Annotated in this window: 20 protein-coding genes; 16 read left to right on the top strand and 4 right to left on the bottom strand. The window is 52.5% G+C overall.

The window, feature by feature from the left end; genetic code table 11:
- Positions 1–32: 32 nt before the first annotated feature.
- The 4 genes from hflX (at position 33) to glnA (ending at position 4,460) form a co-directional block, all read left to right on the top strand.
- Positions 33–1,277 carry a GTPase HflX gene (hflX, locus tag EVJ20_RS04325; RefSeq protein WP_070327140.1) on the top strand — a complete coding sequence of 415 codons (1,245 nt, stop codon included), beginning with the start codon at positions 33–35 and terminating at the stop codon, positions 1,275–1,277.
- A gap of 3 nt (positions 1,278–1,280) precedes the next feature.
- Positions 1,281–2,576, top strand: a complete 1,296-nt coding sequence (locus tag EVJ20_RS04320; RefSeq protein ID WP_070327912.1) for a methionine gamma-lyase family protein — start codon at positions 1,281–1,283, stop codon at positions 2,574–2,576.
- 93 nt (positions 2,577–2,669) lie between these two features.
- Complete coding sequence (locus EVJ20_RS04315; RefSeq protein WP_131463640.1) at positions 2,670–3,074, top strand: MerR family transcriptional regulator; 405 nt, start codon at positions 2,670–2,672, stop codon at positions 3,072–3,074.
- Between the two features lie 45 nt (positions 3,075–3,119).
- Positions 3,120–4,460, top strand: a complete 1,341-nt coding sequence (glnA, locus tag EVJ20_RS04310) for a type I glutamate--ammonia ligase (protein ID WP_016509758.1) — start codon at positions 3,120–3,122, stop codon at positions 4,458–4,460.
- Between the two features lie 103 nt (positions 4,461–4,563).
- On the opposite strand, the gene EVJ20_RS04305 is transcribed toward glnA, so the two are convergent.
- Positions 4,564–5,004 (bottom strand): metal-binding protein, encoded by a 441-nt coding sequence (locus EVJ20_RS04305; protein WP_131463638.1) that lies wholly within the window; start codon positions 5,002–5,004, stop codon positions 4,564–4,566.
- Positions 5,004–5,624 (bottom strand): transcriptional repressor LexA, encoded by a 621-nt coding sequence (lexA, locus tag EVJ20_RS04300; protein ID WP_070327143.1) that lies wholly within the window; start codon positions 5,622–5,624, stop codon positions 5,004–5,006. The genes EVJ20_RS04305 and lexA overlap by 1 nt, the downstream gene beginning before the upstream one ends.
- A gap of 200 nt (positions 5,625–5,824) precedes the next feature.
- On the opposite strand from lexA, the gene EVJ20_RS04295 reads away from it, so the two are divergent.
- The 7 genes from EVJ20_RS04295 (at position 5,825) to EVJ20_RS04265 (ending at position 13,258) form a co-directional block, all read left to right on the top strand.
- Positions 5,825–6,061, top strand: a complete 237-nt coding sequence (locus EVJ20_RS04295) for a hypothetical protein (protein WP_070327144.1) — start codon at positions 5,825–5,827, stop codon at positions 6,059–6,061.
- A 73-nt stretch (positions 6,062–6,134) separates the two neighbouring features.
- Positions 6,135–6,779, top strand: coding sequence for a YneB family resolvase-like protein (locus tag EVJ20_RS04290; protein ID WP_131463636.1), 645 nt, complete (start codon positions 6,135–6,137; stop codon positions 6,777–6,779).
- 60 nt (positions 6,780–6,839) lie between these two features.
- Complete coding sequence (locus EVJ20_RS04285) at positions 6,840–7,073, top strand: DUF896 domain-containing protein (RefSeq protein ID WP_070327145.1); 234 nt, start codon at positions 6,840–6,842, stop codon at positions 7,071–7,073.
- Positions 7,074–7,272: 199 nt separating this feature from the next.
- Positions 7,273–9,264, top strand: coding sequence for a transketolase (gene tkt / locus EVJ20_RS04280; RefSeq protein ID WP_070327146.1), 1,992 nt, complete (start codon positions 7,273–7,275; stop codon positions 9,262–9,264).
- 129 nt (positions 9,265–9,393) lie between these two features.
- Positions 9,394–9,627, top strand: coding sequence for a YneF family protein (locus tag EVJ20_RS04275; RefSeq protein WP_070327147.1), 234 nt, complete (start codon positions 9,394–9,396; stop codon positions 9,625–9,627).
- 123 nt (positions 9,628–9,750) lie between these two features.
- Positions 9,751–11,505 carry an ABC transporter transmembrane domain-containing protein gene (locus EVJ20_RS04270; protein ID WP_131507160.1) on the top strand — a complete coding sequence of 585 codons (1,755 nt, stop codon included), beginning with the start codon at positions 9,751–9,753 and terminating at the stop codon, positions 11,503–11,505.
- Positions 11,495–13,258 (top strand): ABC transporter ATP-binding protein, encoded by a 1,764-nt coding sequence (locus EVJ20_RS04265; RefSeq protein ID WP_131463633.1) that lies wholly within the window; start codon positions 11,495–11,497, stop codon positions 13,256–13,258. Before EVJ20_RS04270 ends, EVJ20_RS04265 begins: the two co-directional genes overlap by 11 nt.
- Positions 13,259–13,338: 80 nt before the next feature.
- Here EVJ20_RS04265 and EVJ20_RS04260 read toward each other — a convergent pair whose 3' ends face one another.
- Positions 13,339–13,518 (bottom strand): aspartyl-phosphate phosphatase Spo0E family protein, encoded by a 180-nt coding sequence (locus tag EVJ20_RS04260; protein WP_070327150.1) that lies wholly within the window; start codon positions 13,516–13,518, stop codon positions 13,339–13,341.
- A 189-nt stretch (positions 13,519–13,707) separates the two neighbouring features.
- Here EVJ20_RS04260 and EVJ20_RS04255 point away from each other — a divergent pair, with 189 nt between their 5' ends.
- Together EVJ20_RS04255 and EVJ20_RS04250 are read left to right on the top strand one after the other, a co-directional pair.
- On the top strand, positions 13,708–14,406 hold the full coding sequence (locus tag EVJ20_RS04255) for a cytochrome c biogenesis CcdA family protein (RefSeq protein WP_016510637.1): 699 nt from the start codon (positions 13,708–13,710) through the stop codon (positions 14,404–14,406).
- A 13-nt stretch (positions 14,407–14,419) separates the two neighbouring features.
- A complete protein-coding gene (locus EVJ20_RS04250; protein WP_174545499.1) occupies positions 14,420–14,878 on the top strand; it encodes a CcdC family protein in 459 nt (152 codons plus the stop codon).
- 45 nt (positions 14,879–14,923) lie between these two features.
- Here the strand turns inward: EVJ20_RS04250 and EVJ20_RS04245 are convergent, their stop codons facing one another.
- Entirely contained in the window at positions 14,924–15,355 is a 432-nt protein-coding gene (locus EVJ20_RS04245) for a DUF2621 family protein (protein WP_070327153.1), read from the bottom strand.
- Between the two features lie 180 nt (positions 15,356–15,535).
- Between EVJ20_RS04245 and EVJ20_RS04240 the strand changes: the two genes are divergently transcribed.
- From EVJ20_RS04240 to EVJ20_RS04230, 3 genes are all read left to right on the top strand, one after another.
- On the top strand, positions 15,536–17,131 hold the full coding sequence (locus EVJ20_RS04240) for a peptide chain release factor 3 (RefSeq protein ID WP_131458805.1): 1,596 nt from the start codon (positions 15,536–15,538) through the stop codon (positions 17,129–17,131).
- A gap of 201 nt (positions 17,132–17,332) precedes the next feature.
- Positions 17,333–20,047 (top strand): aconitate hydratase AcnA, encoded by a 2,715-nt coding sequence (gene acnA, locus EVJ20_RS04235; protein WP_131507158.1) that lies wholly within the window; start codon positions 17,333–17,335, stop codon positions 20,045–20,047.
- A 106-nt stretch (positions 20,048–20,153) separates the two neighbouring features.
- On the top strand, positions 20,154–20,642 hold the full coding sequence (locus tag EVJ20_RS04230; RefSeq protein WP_131463629.1) for a DUF3939 domain-containing protein: 489 nt from the start codon (positions 20,154–20,156) through the stop codon (positions 20,640–20,642).
- Positions 20,643–20,661 lie beyond the last annotated feature (19 nt).

Genomic DNA, 20,661 nt, shown 5'->3' with positions numbered 1-20,661 from the left:
AGGATGAGACTTATTAGGAATGAGGGATGTATATGGAACGAGAGAAAGTGATCATCGTCGGGTGTCAGCTACCGACCGTCGACGATTGGACATATGAACAATCGATGGGTGAACTCGTCGAATTGGTCGATACAGCAAAAGGTGAGGTCGTCGCAAGACTCGACCAGAAACGGCAACAAGTCGACCGCCGGACGTTTATCGGGAAAGGGAAAGTCGAGGAGCTCGCCGTACTCATCGAACAGTTCGAGCCGGATATTGTCATCTTCAACGCTGAGCTGTCACCGGCCCAATCGAAAAACATTCGGATCTCGTTGAACGACCCGGACGAGATGAAATTGATCGACCGGACGCAACTCATCTTGGACATCTTCGCCGGACGGGCCCAGTCGAAGGAAGGGAAGCTCCAAGTCGAGCTCGCCCAGATGAACTACTTGCTCCCACGCCTGATCGGGCAAGGCACACAGTTGTCACGACTCGGAGGCGGGATTGGGACACGTGGCCCGGGTGAGACGAAACTTGAAAGTGACCGCCGTCACATCAAGCGCCGCATCGATGAGATCAAGAAACAACTCGAAGGCACGGTCGCGCACCGTGACCGCTACCGTGTGCGCCGGAAAGAGAACCGTGTGTTCCAAGTCGCGCTCGTCGGTTACACGAACGCCGGCAAGTCGACGATCTTCAACCGTCTGACCGATGCCGACACGTACGAACAGGACGAACTGTTCGCGACGCTCGACCCGCTCACGCGTGAGCTCGAACTGCCGCGCGGCGGGAAAGTGCTGATCACCGACACGGTCGGGTTCATCCGCGACTTGCCAACGAAACTCGTCGCCGCGTTCCGCTCGACGCTTGAAGAAGTGCTCGGGGCCGACCTCGTGCTTCATGTCATCGACGCGTCGAACCCGCACTACATGAACCAGATCGATACGACCAATTCGGTCTTGTCCGATCTCGGCGCGAGTGAGTTGCCGCAGCTCGAAGTGTACAACAAGAAAGATCGCTTGACGGCTGACTTCGTCGGTGGACCGCTCGTCATCTCGGCGCTCGACTCGGCCGATATCGAGACGCTCATCGGCGCGATTGAGGACAAGATTTCGGACGTGTTGACGAAAGTGCACGTCGTCTTGCCGGTCAGCTCGTTCGAACATTACCATCCGGCCAAAGATTCGATGTACCGGCTCGAGGAGAACTTCCTTGACGACGGCTCGGTCGAACTTGTCGGTTATATGAGAGAAGACACGCGTCTATATGCGACGCTGAAACCATTTGAGGTGTGAATGATGTGGCAAGAAAAGATTGAGCATTACGATGAATTGGCCCCGTTCGTCAAGCAAGCGGAACAACGGGTGAAACCTTATTTTGAAGCGATCGAGGAAACGGCGGAGTTCAACCAATACCGTGTCCTCGAATCGTTCAAGAAGCATAAAGTGTCAGACTTTCATTTCAATCCGACGACCGGGTACGGCTATGACGATATCGGGCGCGACACGCTCGAGTCGATCTATGCGGACGTGTTCGGGGCCGAACTCGCCCTCTGTCGTCCGCAAATCATCTCGGGGACACACGCGATCGGGATCGCCTTGTTCGGTGTGTTGTTACCGGGAGATGAACTCTTGTATATCACGGGTAAACCGTACGATACGCTTGAAGAGATCGTCGGCATCCGCGGCGACGGCCGCGGTTCATTGAAAGAACTCGGTGTCGGCTACGATACGGTCGAGTTGAAAGACGATCAAATCGATGTCGCGGCTGCGATCGAACGGATCCGCCCCGAGACGAAGCTCGTCGGCATCCAACGTTCGAAAGGGTACGCCAATCGACGCAGCATCCCGGTGCGTGAAATCGGCGAGGCGATCGCGGCGATCAAAGCAGCGCACCCGCACGTGTTCGTCTTCGTCGACAACTGCTACGGCGAATTTGTCGAGACGATTGAGCCGACACATGTCGGGGCCGACCTCATGGCCGGTTCGCTCATTAAAAACCCGGGCGGTGGCTTGGCGAAGACGGGTGGCTATATCGCCGGGACGAAAGCATTGATCGAACGATGCTCGTTCCGGATGACGACGCCAGGCATCGGCAGCGAGGCCGGTCCGTCGCTCTATTCGCTGCAGGAGATGTATCAAGGCTTTTATATGGCGCCGCACACGGTCGCCCAAGCGTTGAAAGGGGCCCATTTGACGGCGAGCCTGCTCGGCCTGCTCGGTTTTGAAACCGATCCGCATTATACGTCACGGCGGACCGATTTGATTCAATCGGTCACGTTCCGCGACCGCGACAAGATGATCGCGTTCTGTCAGAGCATTCAGATGGCGTCCCCGGTCAACGCCCACGCACTGCCGGTACCGGCCTATATGCCAGGATATGAGGATGACGTCATCATGGCAGCCGGGACGTTCATCCAAGGTTCGTCGATCGAACTATCAGCGGACGGACCGCTCCGGGCACCGTACACGGCATACGTCCAAGGCGGCTTGACCTATGCGCACGTTAAAGTCGCGTTAATGCTCGCCTTGAGCCAATTGCGGACGAAAGGGCTCGTCACATTTGACCGTGAAAATTCAACTCAAACGTTGTAACCGAAATGTCATGTTAACTTTCTTAACATCTATTGACAGGAAAGTTGTCATGTATTATTCTCACATTGTGAGACAGAAAAGGAGGGGTAAGGGATGGCCGATCAATTTCGTCGCTCCAACCCGTTGTTTCCGATTGGGATCGTCCAAGATCTGACGCAACTGACAGGCAGGCAGATTCGATATTACGAAGAACAGGGTCTGGTTTCGCCTAGTCGGACGGAATCGAAACGACGACTTTATTCCTTTAATGATGTCGAACGTTTACTCGCAATCAAAGATTTCATTGACCAAGGCTTCAACTTGGCGGCGATTCGCCATATGCTCGACAACGACGGTGCCAAAGAGACAGAACAATCTGCTTCTACGGCCCCGCCAAGCGAACCGCCAAAGATTTCCGAGAAAGAGTTACATCAATTATTGAAAACGCAGCTTCAAGAAGCTGGTCGTTTCAATAAAACGTCGCTCATCCAAGGAGAGTTGTCACGTTTTTATCGATGACGCCAGTACACAAACCATTACACAATGTGAGAGGGGACTTTTACCATGGCCAGAAAAACGTTCACAAAAGAAGACATCAAACGGATCGCACAAGAAGAGGACGTACGCTTTATTCGTCTTCAATTCACGGATATCCTCGGTACGATTAAAAACGTCGAGGTGCCAATCAGCCAATTGGACAAAGCACTTGATAACAAGATGATGTTCGATGGCTCTTCAATCGAAGGGTTCGTACGCATCGAGGAATCAGACATGTACCTCTATCCAGACCTTAACACGTGGGTTGTCTTCCCATGGACAGACGGCAGCGGTAAAGTCGCTCGCTTAATTTGTGATATTTATAATCCGGACGGCACACCGTTCAGCGGTGACCCGCGCGGCATTTTGAAACGCAACCTCGAGCACATGCAAAAGCTCGGCTTCACAGCGTTCAACGTCGGACCAGAGCCAGAATTCTTCCTCTTCAAGAAAGACTTGAACGGACAGCCGACACTCGAATTGAACGACCAAGGCGGTTACTTCGACTTGGCACCGGTCGATTCAGGCGAGAACTGCCGTAAAGAAATCGTTATCGAGCTCGAAAACATGGGCTTCGAGATCGAAGCGTCACACCACGAAGTCGCACCAGGACAGCATGAAATCGACTTCAAATACGCGGATGCGGTAACGACTGCCGACAACATCCAAACGTTCAAACTCGTCGTCAAGACGATCGCGGCGAAGTATGGCCTTCACGCGACGTTCATGCCGAAACCACTCTATGGTGTCAACGGTTCAGGGATGCATGCGAACATGTCACTCTTTAAAGGCGACACGAACGTGTTCTACGACCCGAACGGTGACATGGAGCTCTCGGATACGGCACGCGCCTTCACAGCTGGTATCCTTGAGCACGCACGTGCGTTCACGGCGATCTGTAACCCAACGGTCAACTCGTACAAGCGTCTCGTGCCTGGATACGAAGCACCATGCTACGTCGCATGGAGCGCTCGTAACCGTTCACCGCTCGTTCGTGTACCGGCTGCCCGCGGCCTCTCGACACGTATCGAAGTACGTTCGGTCGACCCGGCGGCGAACCCGTACCTCGCGCTCTCGGCCCTCTTGGCTTCTGGTCTTGACGGCATCGAGAAAGATTTGAAAGCACCGAAACCGATCGACAGCAACATCTACGTGATGGACAAGCCAGAGCGTGTTGCGAACGGGATCGACGATCTTCCGGCGACACTCTTCGACGCGCTCGAAGTACTCCGCGCCGACAAAATCGTCATGGATTCGCTCGGTGACCATATCGGCGAACACTTCCTCGAGTTGAAAGAGATCGAGTGGGACATGTTCCGCACGCAAGTAACAGAGTGGGAACGCGATCAGTACATGACGCTCTACTAAGTCAAATGAACTTGAAAAAACGCTCGATCCAGTTTCTTGGATCGGGCGTTTTTTTAGTCAAAACAAGCGACCACTCGAAATTGAGTGGTCGCTTGTTTTGCGATTAGAACGCACGTTTGAAAAATGTGGACGCATAGTCGAGTGCCGTATGGAGCGTCGTCGCGAACACGAGACCGAGGAAGAACGGGATGCCGTTCAAGTCGAGCCACGTCTTCACAACCGCTTCATACGGAGTGAACGTAAGGATGAGCGCGAGCGGGAAGCCAAGGTAGATGACACGAATGAGATCGCTCAACACCGGCAAGTGCGACAGCGGAGACCGGTGCGGCATCAGCTTCACGTAAGGGAGCCAAAAGCCACGCAGCGGTCCCCACCGATAGTATGCATCCGATTTCAAATCGAGGTCCGGGGAGAGCCAGAACGTCCCGATAAGCGCACCGAGGAAAAGGGTAGTCGGGATATCGACATCAATAAAAGGCGTGGCAATCGCTAAAGCACCGATTGCCACGAGGTTCGTACGCGTATGTGTCTTGCCGCTAGCCATTAATGGATCGTCCGGTATACACCGATGACCTTCCCTAAAATGGATACGTTATCGAAATACATCGCCTCAAGTTCATCGTTCTCCGGCTGGAGTCGGACTTTCGACGCCTCTTTGTAGATCCGTTTGACGGTCGCCTCACCCTCGTCCGTCATCGCGACGACAATCTCTCCATTGTCTGCCGTGTTCTGTTGTCTCACGAGTACACGGTCTCCGTCGAGGATTCCGGCGTTGATCATCGAATCGCCAGAGACGGAGAGCATATACACGTTATCCGAACCGACGATATGGGCCGGGAGCGGGAAGTGTTCTTCCACGTTCTCGATCGCCGTGATCGGTGTTCCGGCCGTAACTTTCCCGATGACCGGGACGTACATGACCGTCTCACGCTCCTCGATTGACGGGGCGTCCTCGCTCAACACTTCGAGCGCACGCGGTTTTGTCTTATCGCGCCGAATCAATCCACGTTTTTCAAGACGGTCCAAGTGACCGTGCACGGTCGAGCTCGATGCGAGACCGACGGCTTCACCAATTTCTCGGACTGACGGCGGATAACCTTTCGTCCGAACTTCAGCTTTTATAAAATCAAGAATCTGTTGCTGTCTTGCTGACATTTTTTTCAATGGATTTCACCTCGTTTATGTCGAATAACCTGCGAACGCATCCTATTCTTTATGGATTTATTTTAACACAAGAACATATGAGCGTACAAACATTCGTTCGTTTTTTCTTGACCGAACAGAAGTTCTTGTTTTATGATGAGAACAGATAAACGAACAGACGTTCCTAAGAACGCATATTCTCATATTTGGAGGCGGTTCAAATGAAAGATACAATCAACGGATTCATATTGGTCGGAATGGTAGTGCTTGGGATGTTCGCCTTTTACTTAGTCGGCGAGTTTCGCCAAGGCGAAGTTGTCGAGCCGACAGTGATGACGGTCGAAAGAAGTATCGAACAAGAAGTTGCGTTCAACGAAGCGGAAACGCTCGAAGCCCAGCTGTTAGCGGAACGTGCGGAAAAAGAAGAACGGAAAACGACGTGGTTCGCCGCTGAATGATCGATTTGGATTGCGAACACCCGCTCATCCTGTGTATCGTAAAAGGATGACTGGAAAGAAAGGGAGTGACGAGATGCGAGTCGTCATTTATTGTCGCGTATCGACGAACAAGTCAACTCAGGAAACCTCGCTCATGAGGCAAGAAGCGGAATTGTTACAGATGGCCAAACGTCTCGATGCGGAAGTGATCGATGTGATCACCGAACAAGAGAGCGGTTTCGAGGTCAATCGGACGGGTCTGCTCGATCTGTTAGAGCATGTGTCGGCGTCAAAGCTCGATGCCGTGCTCGTGAGCGATGACAGTCGCCTTGGCCGAGGGAATGCAAAAATCGCCATCTTGCATACGCTCATGAAGCATAACGTCCGGCTGTTGACGATGCAGTCGTCCGACGAATATGTCGTCTCCGACGCCGAGAAGATGGTGCTTGAGATTGTCAGCGTCGTCGAGGAGTATCAACGGAAGATTCATAACGCCAAGATATCGCGCGGCATGCGCCGGGCGGTCGCGAACGGCTTCAACCCGCAACGCAATATTCAGCACCATGACCAAGGTGGGAGGAGCCGGATCGAAGTGCCGATCGAGGAGATCGTCCAACTTCGGGAGCGGGGGCTCACCTTCGCTGAAATCGCGGCCACACTCCGCGGATTCGGCTACGAAGTCTCGAAAGCGACTGTGAACCGTCGCTATTTGGAACATGTGGCAGTGCCAGAAACTTGATTCCTGCGCCCTGATTTTGTACAGTAGAACTACAAATTCAGTAGAGAGGGGGCGAACCTCATGTTAGCACCCGAACAATTGGAGCGGATTAACTTCCTCGCCAACAAGGCAAAGACAGACGGCTTGTCACAACAAGAGATGGACGAGCAACAAGCGTTGCGTCAACAATATTTAAAAGCGTTCCGTCAATCGTTCAAATCCCAGATGATGGGCATGAAAGTCGTCGATCCGGAAGGCAACGACGTGACACCAGAAAAACTAAAAGACGAACAGAACCGACACCGTTCTGAATGAACTCGAATGCACATCCTATTTCGTATAGGATGTGCATGTTTGTTATACACGAAGCTCGATAAGGTTCGACCATTCCCTCGAAAACAGACGTATGGAAGTAAACGATTCCAATCAATGTGACATACTATTTAATTAGTTGTGACACACGATTGAGTGTGCTAAAATATGACGGGTAGAAACTTTCTTAACAACAGAGAGGATGAAATTAGTGGAAACAACTACTAAAGAATTATTAGCGATTAACTCGATTCGGACGCTCTCGATTGATGCTGTCCAACAAGCGAACTCAGGTCACCCAGGTATGCCGATGGGTGCGGCCCCGATGGCGTTCACGCTTTGGACAGACAAAATGCGTCACAACCCGAAAAACCCGAACTGGTTCAACCGCGATCGGTTCGTCCTTTCAGCGGGACACGGTTCGATGCTGTTGTACTCGCTGCTTCACTTGTCTGGTTACGACCTTTCACTCGACGACCTCAAGTCGTTCCGTCAAAAAGACTCGAAGACGCCAGGACACCCTGAGTATCGTCACACGGCTGGTGTAGACGCGACGACGGGACCACTCGGTCAAGGGATTGCGATGGCTGTAGGTATGGCAATGGCTGAGAAGCATTTGGAAGCAACATACAACCGCGACGAGTTCAACGTGGTTGACCACTATACGTTCGGAATTTGTGGAGACGGTGACTTGATGGAAGGTGTGTCGGCTGAGGCTGCCTCACTCGCCGGTCACTTGAAACTCGGTAAACTCGTCGTCTTGTATGATTCAAACGACATCTCGCTTGACGGGGATCTCCATAAGTCGTTCTCGGAAAGCGTAGAAGATCGATTCAACGCTTACGGATGGCAAGTCATTCGCGTCGAGGATGGAACGGACATCGATACGATCGCCAAAGCGATCGACGAGGCGAAAGCTGAGACGTCTAAACCGACGATGATTGAAGTGAAGACGGTCATTGGTTTCGGTTCACCGAATAAATCAGGTAAATCGGCATCACACGGCGCTCCACTTGGAGAAGCAGAAATCGAGCTCACGAAACAGTTCTATAAATGGGAAGGCGAGAACTTCTACGTCCCGAACGAAGTGTACGACTTGTTCAACGATAAAGTCGTTGAGCCTGGCGCTAAAGCTGAGTCGGATTGGAACGAGCTCGTCGCAGCCTACAAATCGGCTCATCCTGAACTCGGTGCTCAGTTCGAACGTGCGATGAACAACGAACTTCCTGAAGGTTGGGATAGCGAGTTGCCAACGTTTGAAGTCGGTTCGAAAAAAGCGACGCGCCAAACGAGCGGAGAAGTCTTGAACGCGATTGCGAAAGCGGTACCGACATTGTTCGGTGGATCGGCTGACCTCGCCGGCTCGAACAACACGATGATTAAAGGCGCGGCTGACTTCGACGAAGATCCGGCTGGCCGTAACATCTGGTTCGGTGTCCGTGAATTCGCAATGGCGGCAGCTGTCAACGGGATGGCACTTCACGGTGGCGTACTTCCTTACGGCGCAACGTTCTTCGTCTTCTCGGATTACCTCCGTCCAGCGGTCCGTCTCGCTGCACTCATGGGAATTCCGTCGACATTCGTTTTGACGCATGACTCGATCGCAGTCGGTGAAGACGGTCCGACGCACGAACCGGTCGAGCACTTGATGAGCTTCCGGGCGATGCCGAACTTGTCAGTTCTCCGTCCGGCAGACGGTAAAGAGACGATCGCCGCTTGGAAACAAGCGATCACGACGACGTCAGCTCCGTCACTTCTCGTCTTGACACGTCAAGCGTTGCCAGAACTCGTAGGAACATCTGTCGAAGACGCGGCGAAAGGTGCCTACGTCGTCGCAGGTAAGTCTAGCGAAGCGGACGTCCTTCTTCTCGGTACAGGCTCAGAAGTCCATGTCCTCGTCGAAGCACGCGAGCAACTCGCTGCTGAAGGCGTGAACGCTGCTGTCGTCTCAATGCCGTCATGGGAACTGTTCGAAGCCCAATCGGCAGAGTACAAGGAATCAGTTCTTCCTTCGTCGATCACGAAACGCGTCTCGCTTGAAGCAGGTTCGACGCTCGGATGGTACAAATACGTCGGATTCGGCGGTAAAGTGCTTGGAATCGACAAGTTCGGTGCCTCGGCTCCTGGAGACCTCCTCATGAAAGAATACGGCATGTCGGTCGAGAACGTCGTCGACGCTGTCAAATCACTATAATTATCATTAAAAACGTGTGATGGCCTAGACGATGTCTAGGTCATCACTTTTTTTTCTGACGACTAGCGAATTAGCGCAATATAGTGTATAGTAAAAAACGATGTTTCATATGGTAGAGGAGGTAAAACCTTGAGTACATTTATTTGGATTCTTCTTGTCGTGGCAGCACTTATCGGGGGTATCGCGATCGGGTTCTTCATCGCTCGTAAATACATGATGAACTACCTTGAACAGAACCCACCAATCAACGAAGACATGATTCGTACGTTAATGATGCAGATGGGTCAAAAGCCGTCACAGAAAAAAGTCAACCAAGTGATGCGTGCCATGAACGTTCAAGCGAAGAACGAAAAAAAATCATAATGAGTCACCGAAGCACTTCGCACCCGCGAAGTGCTTTTTTTATTCATCTTTTGTTCGACAATCGAACAAACTTTCGCTACCATAAATGAATAGTCTTATTTCAAGATATAGGGGGCGTTTCAGATTCGTGTATTTAAACAATTAGCTTGGTTCTTCAGGCTCGAATGGCGGACGTATGCAGTCGGTATCGTCTTGCTCACGTTTGTCGCCGCACTCGAGCTCATACCGCCGCGCATCATCGGTCGAGTCATCGATGGGATGAACCAAGGTTCGCTCGAAGCGGACTTGCTGTGGATGCTGTTAGGAGGCCTTGCGGCTGTCGGGATCGGAAACTATGTGGCGCGCTTTTTTTGGCGCTATTTCATTTTCGGGGCCTCGATCCGGCTCGGACGCCTGCTCCGGAGCCAACTGTATCGTCACTTCACGGATTTGGATCAACGGTTTTATAAAAAGTCGCGTGTCGGCGATTTGATGGCGCACGCGACGAACGATGTCCAGGCTGTCTCGACGACGGCGGGGGCGGGTATTTTGACGCTCGTCGACAGTGTGACGATGGGTACGTTCGTCATCATCACGATGGTGACGACGATCAGCTGGAAGCTGACGGTCGTCGCTTTACTACCGCTGCCGATCATGGTCATTTTGACGACACGATATGGAAAGATGCTCCATAGCCGGTTCGGTGTCGCCCAAGCGGCATTTTCCGAATTGAATGACAAGGTTCAGGAGAGTGTGAGTGGGGTTCGCGTCTTGAAATCGACCGGGGAAGTCGACCACGACGTCGAATCGTTCGAGAAGTTGTCAGATGAAGTCATGGCAAAAAACGTCCGTGTCGCTAAAATTGACGCCTTGTACGACCCGACAATCTTCGGGATCGTCGGATTATCTTACATATTGTCGATCGGCTACGGGGCCTACTTGATTGAACAAGGCGAGCTCACGATCGGTCAAATCGTCAGTTTTACCGCTTATCTTAGTCTGCTCACTTGGCCGATGCTCGCCTTCGGTTGGTTGTTCAATATCGTCGAACGTGGTCGGGCTTCGTACGACCGGATCGAGCGCATGCTCGCCATCAAGCCGGAGATCCAAGACGATCCGATGGCGGCGACGAAACTGGATCATTCCGAGCTCGAGGCGGATATCGGTTCGTTCCGTTATGACGATACGACCGTGCTGCGTGATGTCACGTTCCGGATCGAGCGTGGCAAGACACTCGGGATTGTCGGTCGGACCGGTTCTGGTAAGACGACGATCGTTCGATTGTTGACCCGTGAATATGACGTGACCGACGGTAAAATCAAAATCGGCGGCGTCAATGTTCGTCAAGTCAAAAAATCACTTCTACTAGATAAAGTCGCCCTCGTCCCGCAAGACCACTTCCTGTTCTCGGATTCGATTGCGAGCAATATCGCCTTCGGAAAACCGGAAGCAAAAATGGATGAGATCATGGAGGCTGCCAAAATCGCCGAAGTGCATGACGACATCTTACGGTTGCCGGAAGGGTATGCTACGCTCGTCGGTGAACGCGGCGTGACGCTCTCGGGGGGACAGAAGCAACGTATCTCGATTGCCCGGGCGCTTATGATCGAGGCCGATCTATTAATCCTTGATGACGCGTTGTCCGCCGTCGATGCGAAGACGGAAGAAGCCATCATCGAACATTTCCGTGTCGGCAATCCGGAGCAATCTCGATTGATCGTCGCCCACCGTCTGTCGGCAGTGGAGCATGCCGATGAGATTCTCGTACTCGCTGATGGCCAAGTCATTCAGCGAGGCCGACACAATGATCTCATTCGAGAACCGGGCTGGTACAAAGAAACGTACGACCGCCAACAACTTGAGGCGATCGTGGAAGGAGGGGGCCACCATGAAGCATGATATTCAAGAATGGGCGGTCATCAAGCGGTTATTGGCCTATACGAAACGATACGGCCGGCCGCTCAGCCTCGCCTTCGTCTTTTTGCTTCTTGCGACGGGAGCGAAGCTTGCCGGACCGTTTTTAATCAAAGTGTTCATCGATGAGTTCGTGACACCGGGCGTCTATCCGACGAATTGGGTCGTCACGCTGCTCGTCGTCTATATGGTGTTACACATCTCAGCCGTCATCTTCGACTATTTACAATCGATTGCGTTTCAGAAGATCGCCCTTAAAATCGTCCAAAATATTCGAATGGACATCTTCCGCCATGTGATGGGGCTGCGTCTCGCCTATTTCGACCGGACGCCGGCGGGTGTGCTCGTCTCCCGGATCACGAACGACACGGAAGCGGTGAAAGAGTTGTACGTCGGCGTGATGAGCACGTTCGTCCAGTCGGGCGTTCAATTGCTCGGGACGTACATCTTCCTGTACATTTTAGAGCCGACGCTCGCCACGATCGGGCTCGTCCTCCTCCCGTTGTTTTGGCTCATCATTTGGGCGTATCGCCGGTACTCGACTAAATACTTTGCCCAAGTCCGTGATTTGTTATCGCAACTGAACGCGCAGTTGAGCGAGTCGATCAACGGGATGGGTATCGTTCAACAATTCCGTCAAGAAGAGCGTCTCGTCCGTCAGTTCGAAGCGACGAACGAGGCGCATCAAGAAGCGCGCTTCAAGAACTTGAAGCTCGATAGTATGTTGCTCCGCCCGATCATCGAGCTGTTGCTTGCGTTCTCGATCATCGGTTTGCTCGGCTACTATGGCTTCCTGTCGATGACGGAACAAGTTCAAGTCGGGGTCGTCTATGCGTTCATCAGTTACATCGAGCGCATTTTCCGCCCCGTGCTCGATATCATGCAACGGCTGAGTGAGTTCCAACAAGCGGTCGTCTCGGCAGACCGCGTCTTCAAAGTGCTCGACACCGATGAACCGGCGCCAGGAAAAAGTCTCTCTGGCGAGGCAGCGATCGAGGCAGGAGAAGTTCGGTTTGACGATGTCACGTTCAGTTATGACGGGGAAGTCGATGTTTTGAAGAACATCTCGTTCGTTGCCAAGCCTGGTGAGACGGTCGCGCTCGTCGGTCACACGGGGAGCGGGAAAAGCTCGATCATCAACTTGCTCACTCGGTTTTATCCGTATGAAGGGGGACGGATCACCATCGACGGACACCCACTCGAGCAGTTCGAAGAAGTGGAACTTCGCGATAAGATCGGTCTCGTCTTACAAGACCCGTTCCTGTTCAGCGGCACGATCGAAGATAATTTAAAATTGTTCAACCCGACAGTTGATTCCGATAAAGTACGCCAGTCGGCGGAGTTTGTCCAAGCCAATACGTTCATCGAAAAACTCGAGACGGGGTATGGTCACACAGTCGGCGAACGGGGAGCGACGTTCTCGAGCGGGGAACGGCAGTTGCTCGCCTTCGCCCGAACGGTCGCCCGTGATCCGAAAATCCTGATCTTGGACGAGGCGACGAGCTCGATCGACACGGAGACGGAGGAGCGGGTACAGTTCGCCCTCGACCGGATGCGTCGTGGACGAACGACGATCGCAATCGCCCACCGCTTGTCGACGATACAGGATGCCGACTTGATTCTTGTCTTACATCGCGGCGAGATCGTCGAACGGGGCAATCATCAGGCCTTATTGAAGCATGATGGATTGTACAAAAAAATGTACGAGTTACAATCAGGACAACGTCTGATGTCATAATTTGCAAAGGACACCCGTAGGGGTGTCCTTTTTCCATGGAAAAAGCTCGCCACTAGAAAGTGACGAGCTGGAGTTGATGATCAATTTAAGTTGTCTGCTAGGTGTTTCGAGAGGACGTGAGACGTGATTAACGTGTCTAGCTCTTGGCTGACATGAATCACTTCTGGAGACGTCCAACTGTACTGCGAGGCGATTTCATACAGTTCATCGCGTTTTTGTTCAATGGCATAGTGTAAGGTTTCAGCTGTGATGACCGCCACGGTATTTCCCCCATCATATTAAAATAGAACCTGGTGAAGTAGAATATCCAAATCTTAGCATTCAACACTACACATCACAAGTTACATTTCCATTTCAATGATTACAAAATCGGACGAAGTGGACGGAGAAAAGATGCGAGCATTTTGAAATGGTTTTCGCTATAATGGGGCTGAAAGGTGGAAAAACGCATGGAAGTCACTTTATGGCTCGCTTTTGGGGCGGGCGTCTTGTCTTTTTTATCACCGTGTACGCTGCCGCTCTATCCGGTCTTTTTGTCGTATATCACAGGGGTATCTGTCTCTGACTTGAAAAGCGAAGGGCTCCGGCAACGGACGGCTTGGTTTCATACGTTCTCATTCTTATTCGGATTCTCAATCGTCTTTCTCGTCCTCGGTTTATCAACTTCGTTGATCGCCGACTTCTTCATTCAATTTAAAGATAGTCTACGCATGTTCGGGGCAATCCTTATTTTTGTGTTCGGGGTCTTTTTAGCGGGGCTATGGCAACCGCGCTTCATGATGCGCGAAAAGAAACTCGCACTTGGAGAACGGAAGAGCGGGTATTTTGGGACCGTGTTGATCGGAATCGGGTTCGCAGCCGGATGGACGCCGTGCACAGGACCGATTCTCGCCGGGGTGATCGCACTGGCTGCGTCTAACCCGAGCCAAGGCATGGGGTATATGCTCGCTTACGTCATCGGGTTCTCGATCCCGTTTCTCGTCATGGCCGGTTTCGTCGGCAAAATCAAATATTTGGCGCGCAACAGCGCGAAAGTAACAAAGTTCGGAGGCTATTTGATGATGGCTTTCGGAGTCGTATTATATTTTGATGGAATGAACCGCTTCGCTGCCTGGATGAGCGAACTAGTGGGATTCACCGGATTCTAAAGGGGCTGACCATATGTCGATATTTTGGGGATCGACTCTCGTCGCACTGCTGATGGGGGTCATCGCGAGTTTCGTTCGCGTGAAGGCATCGGCCCGACCGACGAATGCGAAAAAAATCTTGATTCCACCGCTCGCGATGTCGACGGGCATGCTTCAATTTTTAGTGCCGGCTTTTCGTCTGACATGGCTCGAAGTCGGTGAGGCGCTTGTCGTAGGCTTGATTTTTAGTATCTTTTTGATCAAGACGTCCAATTTTGAAAAACGTGATGGTGAGGTTTATTTATCCCGCTCGAAAGCGTTTTTCATCGTCGTCTTCGCCTTACTCGCGATCAGGACGGTCATGAAAGCGTTCCTCGGCGATGAGGTCAACATTTTCGCGACGGGCGGCTTGTTCTATTTGATCGCCTGGGGCATGATCGTGCCGTGGCGGATCGCCATGTATCAAAAATATAAGCGCATCGCGACGACATAAACAACGGCATACCTCGAGCGAGGTATGCCGTTGTTTTTCGAATCTTCACTGTTGGAAATAACGTTTATAAGTCATCCAATCGATTTGCTCTTCTTCGAGCGCTTTCTTCAAAAACTTGTGGTCCCGCTTCGGTGTGGCGGCGATATATCCTTTGACGACGAGTTCCGTCGTCATCACTTTCGCTCTCGATTCGAGCGCGAACTGTCCGATCTTGCCGGCGATCTTGCGAATGGCGACATCGCGGAACAGCTCAGGCACTGGTGTGACGAGCCGATCGAGTAGCGTCCGTGTCTCGGGCGTCCACAGGTGGCGTGTCTTCGCGATGTAATCGTCCTCGATATCTAGGAGAGAGCGGCCGTCTTCTTTTGGCATCCGTTTTAAAAACTTACGGAACATGAAGTATCCGCCGATCGTCATCAACCCGATCATCACAAATCCCCAGAAGACAATGAAATACATCATCAAGTTTTCTGGCATCGTCTTTCCCCCGTTCTTTCATTTCACAATCATTCAAGCTTAGTATACAAAAAAGACCGCGAATACAAAAGCATGAGCATCCTATAATGATGGACGAAACGACACCATTTCGTTAGAATAGAGAGCGTTGCAGTCAGAAATGAGAATGAAGTTGAAAGTCTGGAAGGGAAAGGACAATATATGAACCAATTAAAACAAGAAGTAGAGAAACGCCGCATTTTCGGCATCATCTCCCACCCGGATGCCGGTAAGACGACACTCACGGAGAAATTGCTCTTACACGGGGGAGCGATCCGCGAGGCGGGGACGGTCAAAGCCCGCAAAAACTCAAAACACGCCAAGTCCGATTGGATGGAGATCGAGAAACAACGGGGCATCTCTGTCACGTCGTCTGTCATGCAGTTCGTCTATCGCGACAAGGTCGTCTCGATCATGGACACGCCGGGTCACAACGACTTCGGAGAAGACACGTACCGCGTCTTGACGTCTGTCGACAGCGCGGTCATGGTCATCGATGCCGCCAAAGGGATCGAGACACAGACGAAGAAATTATTCCAAGTCTGTCGTATGCGTGGTATCCCGATCTTCACGTTCATGAACAAGTTGGACCGTCAGGCGAAAGATCCGCTCGAGCTCATGGAAGAACTTGAAGAAGTGCTCGGTATGCCTTCGGTCGCCGTCACATGGCCAATCGGCAGCGGGATGCAGTTCGAAGGTGTGTTCGATCGTATCAAGAACGAGATCCACTTGTTCCGTGGCGAGAAAGGCAAGCTCACGTTGAACGAGGACGGGGTCAACGATCCTGTGCTCGCCGACTACTTGACAGAAGAAAACTTGACGAACTTGCGCGACGAGATCGACCTGTTAGACGGTGCCGGCAACGACATCGACGTCGAGGCGATCCAATCAGGTAAGCTGACACCTGTCTTCTTCGGTACGGCGCTCGTCGACTTCGGGGTGACGTCTTTCTTAGACCACTACCTCGATATGTCGCCGGCCCCAGAGGCCCGTAAATCGAACGTCGGTCCGATCGACCCGACGTCTGAAGACTTCAGTGGTTTCGTCTTCAAGATTCAAGCGAACATGAACCCGGCCCACCGTGACCGCATCGCCTTCGTCCGCATCTGTTCGGGTGTGTTCGAACGGGGAATGGACGTCACGTTGACGCGGACCGGCAAGAAAATCAAACTGAGTCAATCGACGCAGTTGATGGCCAACGACCGGGAGACTGTCGATAAGGCGTTTGCCGGTGACGTCATCGGGATCTACGATTCTGGGACGTACCAAATCGGTGACACGATCACGACGTCGAAGCAAAAGATCGCGTTCGAGGCGTTGCCGACGTTCCCGCCGGAATTGTTCATGCGCGTCTCGCCGATCAACTCGCTCAAGTCGAAACACTTCCACAAAGGTGTCGAGCAACTCGCCCAAGAAGGAGCGATCCAAGTGTACCGCAACGAGTATAACGAGATTTATCTCGGCGCGGTCGGTCAACTCCAGTTCGAGGTGTTCGAATATCGTCTCAATAACGAGTACGGGGTCGACATCCGGATGGAGCCGGTATCGTACAGTGTCGCTCGCTGGGTGAAAGACAAAGAATTGAAGGCGCTCAAGCCGTTCCAAGACTCACGGAACATGCTCGTGACCGACCGTTGGGAACGCCCTGTGTTCTTGTTCGCCAACGAGTTCACGTTTGACCGTTTCAAAGAACGCTATGAAGATGAGTTGACGCTCGTCGACGCACTCGATGTCAATGTCGAGATCGGTGCCGAATAAGCTAGATTGTAAAGACGGCCTTAGATGGCCGTCTTTTTTTCGTGTTTTGAGACGATCGGAGCAATTGATAAGTTTTACTTATGACTAATTTGTGACGGAATGTATTTTACGTCACGCTATAGTTGTATTATGATAAACATGTGATAAGTAAGCGATTACGGCAACTGCTGTGGTCGTCGCTTTCAAAAAGGGGGAAATTGTATGGAACAGACGAACGTAGTAGACGCTTTTTCATCTCGGACACAGTTCGAGGTCAACGGACAAGCTTACGATTATTACCGGCTTAAAAAGTTAGAGGAAGATGGGGTGACGGAACTCAGCCGCCTCCCGTATTCGATTCGCGTCTTGCTCGAATCAGTTTTGCGTCAACAAGACGGTCGTGCCATCACGAAAGAACACGTCGAGAACTTGGCAAAATGGGGTACTGCCGGAGTCTCGAAAGACATTGACGTACCGTTCAAACCGGCTCGCGTCGTCTTGCAAGACTTTACGGGTGTCCCGACTGTCGTCGACCTCGCTTCACTTCGTAAAGCGATGGCTGACCTTGGTGGCGACCCGAACAAGATCAACCCGGAAATCCCGGTCGATCTCGTCGTCGACCACTCGGTCCAAGTCGATGCCTACGGATTCGCCGGCGCGCTCATGAAAAACATGGACATCGAGTTCGAGCGGAACGAAGAGCGTTACAAATTCTTGCGTTGGGCTCAGACTGCGTTTGACAACTACCGTGCCGTACCACCGGCGACGGGAATCGTCCACCAAGTCAACCTCGAGTACTTGGCGTCGGTCGTGCTTGAAAAGAATGATGGAACAGGTAATGTCGCGTATCCAGATTCACTCGTCGGAACGGATTCGCACACAACCATGATCAACGGACTCGGTGTCCTCGGCTGGGGCGTCGGCGGAATCGAAGCCGAAGCGAGCATGCTCGGCCAACCGTCATACTTCCCGGTACCAGACGTCGTCGGCGTCAAGATCATCGGTGAGGTCAACCCAGGTGTCACAGCGACAGACGTCGCGCTCGTCGTGACCGAGATGCTTCGTAACGAGAAAGTCGTCGGCAAGTTCGTCGAGTTCTTCGGACCGTCACTCCACACGATGCCGCTCTCTGACCGGGCGACGATCGCCAACATGGCGCCTGAGTACGGGGCGACTTGCGGCTTCTTCCCGGTCGATACGGAAACGTTGAACTACATGCGTACGACAGGTCGCTCAGAAGAGTTGATCGACCTCGTCGAGGCCTACTCGAAAGCGAACGACATGTTCTACACACCTGATCAAGCCGATCCGGCGTTCACAAAGACGCTCACACTCGACTTGTCTAAAGTAGAACCTTCACTCGCAGGCCCGAAACGTCCGCAAGACCGCATCAACTTGTCTGACTTGCATACGGCGTTCATCGACAGCTTGAGCGCACCGGCCGGACACAGCGGCTTCGGTCTCGACCGTGCCGAGCTCGACAAGAAAGCTGCCATCCATTATGAGGATGGATCGGTCGACATGCAGACGGGTGACGTCGCGATCGCGGCGATCACGAGCTGTACGAACACGTCGAACCCTTACGTCATGGTCGGCGCTGGCCTCGTGGCCAAGAAAGCCGTCGAACGTGGACTCACGGTACCGAAATACGTGAAGACGTCGCTCGCCCCGGGCTCGAAAGTCGTTACTGACTACCTCGATAAAGCCGGACTCACGACGTACCTCGACCAGCTCGGGTTCAACACGGTCGGTTACGGCTGTACGACATGTATCGGGAACTCTGGGCCGCTCGACCGCGAAGTCGAAGAGACGATCACGTCGAACGATCTTCTCGTGTCGTCCGTGCTCTCGGGTAACCGTAACTTCGAAGGCCGCGTCCATCCGCTCGTCAAAGCGAACTTCTTGGCGTCACCGCCACTCGTCGTCGCTTACGCGCTCGCAGGGTCGGTCAACTTCGACATCATGAACGAATCATTCGGGACGGATAAAGACGGCAAGGAAGTCTTCTTCAAAGACATCTGGCCGTCAAACGATGAGATCAAGATGGTCGTCCAAGACGTCGTCTCGCCGGAAGCGTTCCGTAAAGAGTACGACACGGTGTTCACAGGCAACGAACGTTGGAACGCACTCGCCGTCCCAGAAGGTAACTTGTACGACTTCTCGGACGACTCGACGTACATCCAAAACCCGCCGTTCTTCGAAAACCTCGAACCGGAAGCGGGCGTTGTGCTCCCACTTAATGGTCTTCGTGTCATCGGTAAGTTCGCCGATTCGGTTACGACTGACCACATCTCGCCGGCAGGAGCGTTCTCGAAGACGACACCAGCTGGGCAATACCTGCAGTCGAAAGGCGTCGCGCCGCTCGACTTCAACTCATACGGGTCGCGTCGTGGTAACCACGAAGTGATGATGCGCGGTACGTTCGCGAACATCCGTATCCGTAACCAAGTCGCGCCTGGCACAGAAGGCGGATACACGACGTACTGGCCGACAGGTGAGATCATGCCGATGTATGATGCGGCTATGAAATATAAAGAGCAGGGCACAGGCTTGATCGTGCTCGCCGGAAACGACTATGGCATGGGCTCGTCGCGTGACTGGGCAGCCAAAGGTACAAACCTGCTCGGTATTCGTGCCGTCATCGCCCAAAGTTTCGAACGAATTCACCGTTCAAACCTCGTCATGATGGGTGTGTTACCGCTCCAGTTCATGGACGGTGAGTCTGCGGAATCACTCGGACTGACAGGCGAAGAGGCACTCGATATCCAAGTCGATGAGTCGGTACGTCCGCGCGACATCTTGAACGTCACGGCCACGCATGAAAACGGCACGGTGACATCGTTCAAAGTCGTCGCCCGCTTCGACTCGGAAATTGAGATTGACTACTACCGTCACGGCGGGATCCTCCAGATGGTCCTCCGTAACAAATTGAAATAAGCGTCAGACCTTCCTTTGAAAAAAGGAAGGTTTTTTTCGTGAATATGCGAATATAAGGTGAGATGGTCAAAGATAACGGGAAAGGAACGGGGAGAGGGGGGAGTGTATGGAGCGACAAACACGGTCAGGTAAAAATTGGTGGCAGCGTCTGACGCAAAAAGAAGACGTGGTCGAGCAAGAAGTCGATATCACGTTGCCGCAGCTACGAGAAGCCATCCATGAGTATGAACAGACGTTACCGAAAGGGGTCAACCGGACGGTGCTGTTGGACGAGTCCCAAGAGATCGATCTCGGACGTTTGAAACGTCACTTGCCAGGCAAGCCAAGACAGCGGTTTTACATGTCAAAAGAGACGTTCCACATCGCCCCAGAGGACGAGCGTGACGTCGTCTATGAGATGGACCAGGTGCAGCGGGCGCTCGACTTATATTTCGAGCAAGAAAAAAAATTACCGCTACGTAAATTCCAACAGACGGCGCAACTTGATTTGACGCGTCTGCGTGAAGGCGGCTATTTGAAAGTGTTGCCAAAACGGCCCTATTACGTCGTCGATGAGACGTTGATCGTATCGTTAGAACCGAAGTCGACCGAGTGACGAGATTCCATCGTCACTT

The organism is Exiguobacterium sp. SH0S1, assembly GCF_004337165.1.
Classification (GTDB): Bacteria; Bacillota; Bacilli; order Exiguobacteriales; family Exiguobacteriaceae; genus Exiguobacterium; species Exiguobacterium aurantiacum_A.
Note: the sequence above shows the minus strand (reverse complement) of the source record. Positions and strands in the feature narration are given on the sequence as shown.